The sequence below is a fragment of the Kaistella sp. genome, from assembly GCF_049588135.1.
Lineage (GTDB): Bacteria > Bacteroidota > Bacteroidia > Flavobacteriales > Weeksellaceae > Kaistella.
The window spans coordinates 1-2,149 of sequence record NZ_JBAVFG010000009.1 but is presented as its reverse complement, the minus strand read 5'-3'; the positions used below and the strand labels follow the sequence as shown (position 1 = coordinate 2,149).

Below are 2,149 nucleotides of genomic sequence, written 5' to 3'. Positions count from 1 at the left end.
CTTCTCCCGATTTTATTCCATATAATTTTTCCAAAACATTGCTTAAAGATTGTTGTGCTTTAAGCCTTTCAAAACTGTCATTGAGTTTTTTTCCGGTCTCTTTATCAACTCTGGTCGAAACAATATGGACGTGATTATTATCGGTATCATTATGAAAAACCACGATAAAAGGTTGTGTTCCGTAGTTCATTTCTTCCATAAAATTTTCCGCGACCTTTGTCAGTTCTTCTTTGCTGTGCTGCTGAAACTTTGTAGAGATAACAGCATGGAATTGCGGTTTCTTCACCTTTTCATTTTTAGAAATCGATTTAAAATAATTTCTTACTTCTTCTTGATTGCTCGTTTCATTAATGAAAGAAGGAAAATTTTTCATCAGCATTAATTCCCCAGTTCCTTTCTCCACTTTTTTATCATTGTATTTCACTCCATGAAAATCTGGACTTGAGGAGCTTAAAATCTTAATAATCATTTGCGATTAATGAATAAATTTTCATGAAAATTTCATTCTGCTTTTCTTTCAGTTTAGAGATGATTTTCAGTTCGCTTCTGAACTCATCAAATTCAGTTTTAGAAATAAATTTTTGACTGTTTACCATTTTTGCCAACTGATTGATGTTAGTTTCTATTTTTATAAAGATGTTGTCCTGTTTTTCAATGAACGCTAATACTTTTCTCCTCTCGTCATCCAGAATCCTGTTCTCAACCGAATTGATAATTAAATTCGTCAAGGAGATGTTTTTTTTCGAACAGATTTTTTTCCAGTTTTCCTTTCGGTTGGTGGAAATTCTGATTTTGATATAATCGTTCTTTTCCGAATTCACATCTTCTATCACTCAATTATATTCAGATAACTAATCGGGAAAGTGGTCATACCTTTGATAGTTCCGTTAAATTTTTCAATTTGATTTTTCCAAAGAAGAAGATTAAAATCGACATTAGTTAATGAAATAATGCCTTGCTCGATTCCTAAAACATTGTTGGTTGAGCTTCCACTTACCAAAATATTTACTATTGAACCTGTGCTTCCACTTGACATAAAACCTAAATCCTGCAATGGCTTACTGAGGTTAAGTACAACATAATTTGAATTGATGGTTGCTGTGCAATTAATGCTGACATCCAAATAACCCACTGTTCCGATTCGTCTTGCATCAATCTGTCCAGAAATTCCAAGACCTGCTGTTCCTAATCTGTATAATTTGTATGAATGAGTATATTGGCGGGGATTTGTTGGGTATGGAAGCTGGTGATTCCAAGAGGTTTGTTCAGAAAGGGTATTTGCAGGAAGGGTTTCATCCAAAACGATAAGCGCATCATAATAGCGAGGTTCATTTAGAACCTGAACCCAATACGTTCCGTTGAAAAAATAATAACCTTCCTCCACAACGTGAATGACTTGTCCCAAAAAATTTGTTGCAGGTTGGATGACGTAAACGATGGCTCCTTTTTGAGATATAGCATAATTTTTTTTGGCAAGTTGGTCACCTGTAATTTTGGGTGGAATAATACCATCGAAATGATTGATTGTATCTGGCTTGCCAACTACTTCCAATGTAGCTTTGGGCGATGTGGTGTTGATTCCGACCTGAGCTTGAAGCTGGAGATTAACAACCAGCATTAAAAAATAAATTATTCTTTTCATTATTTTTATTTAAAATTTCTACTGCAAAATTGAAGTAGAAATCTTAACAAAACAATAGTGTTCGTCGGCAGTGGGCTACATAGGACGAGTTTGGAATACTCTGTATTTTGAAAAAATTAAAAAAGAATAATCTGGACGAGTAGCGAAACGTAAACCAATTTTACTGAAAATAAAAAAACAAGTTCCGCAGTTTTTTTCCCTTTTTGCAAAAAAGGCAAGATCGTCTTTGTTCCCAAAACTTGAAAAGTTTGTGGGTACAAAGACACATCTTGCTAAATGAAAGCTTTGATTTTTCAGAGGTCTGGGAAATCACGGATATCATTGATAATCAGTATTTTTTTTTTAGAGCCATTGCTTTTGAAGAAAAAAAACAACAAAATCGAATTTTTGCAGGTGGCTCTTTTTTTCGTAGGTTCTGTGAGCAGGGTGGAGTTATTTTACGCTGTGTTTGAAATAAGGTGGGGTTATTTTACACCATTTTTGGAAACAGCAGAGGTTATTTTACGC

3 protein-coding genes are annotated in these 2,149 nt (G+C 34.2%); all 3 read right to left on the bottom strand.

From position 1 onward, the window contains the following. The coding region (locus tag WBY99_RS00705; protein ID WP_423974432.1) for a relaxase/mobilization nuclease domain-containing protein at nucleotides 1-469 on the bottom strand (469 nt) is incomplete at its 3' end. Beyond that, the gene (locus tag WBY99_RS00700) at nucleotides 459-833 is read right to left on the bottom strand and encodes a hypothetical protein (protein WP_423974431.1); all 375 of its coding nucleotides are present in this window, start codon (nucleotides 831-833) and stop codon (nucleotides 459-461) included. The genes WBY99_RS00700 and WBY99_RS00705, both read right to left, overlap by 11 nt. Beyond that, complete coding sequence (locus WBY99_RS00695) at nucleotides 830-1,642, bottom strand: hypothetical protein (RefSeq protein ID WP_423974430.1); 813 nt, start codon at nucleotides 1,640-1,642, stop codon at nucleotides 830-832. The genes WBY99_RS00700 and WBY99_RS00695 overlap by 4 nt, the downstream gene beginning before the upstream one ends. Between the last annotated feature and the right edge of the window lie 507 nt (nucleotides 1,643-2,149).

What these genes read in the sequence shown, in the direction of transcription:
- WBY99_RS00695 (WP_423974430.1), bottom strand. Translation starts at nt 1,642, where the DNA reads ATGAAAAGAATAATTTATTTTTTAATGCTGGTTGTTAATCTCCAGCTT.